This window comes from Geobacillus sp. DSP4a, from assembly GCF_013096875.1.
Taxonomy (GTDB): domain Bacteria; phylum Bacillota; class Bacilli; order Bacillales; family Anoxybacillaceae; genus Geobacillus; species Geobacillus thermophilus.
Map to the genome: position 1 here is coordinate 1 of NZ_SDLD01000300.1, position 233 is coordinate 233.

Here is a 233-nt window from a genome sequence, read left to right on the forward strand (position 1 = left end):
GCTTTCTTCTCCTCCGGGTACTAAGATGTTTCAGTTCCCCGGGTGTGCCCTCCATGCCCTATGGATTCAGGCATGGATACTGCCCCATTACGGACAGTGGGTTCCCCCATTCGGACATCTCCGGATCAACGCTTGCTTACAGCTCCCCGGAGCGTTTCGGCGTTTGCCCCGTCCTTCATCGGCTCCTAGTGCCAAGGCATCCACCGTGCGCCCTTTCTAGCTTAACCTACAGC

At 57.5% G+C, this 233-nt stretch carries 1 rRNA gene; it reads right to left on the minus strand.

The features are described 5' to 3' along the window. Positions 1 to 227 (minus strand): 23S ribosomal RNA (locus tag ETC02_RS17425); the annotation flags it as partial. Positions 228 to 233 lie beyond the last annotated feature (6 nt).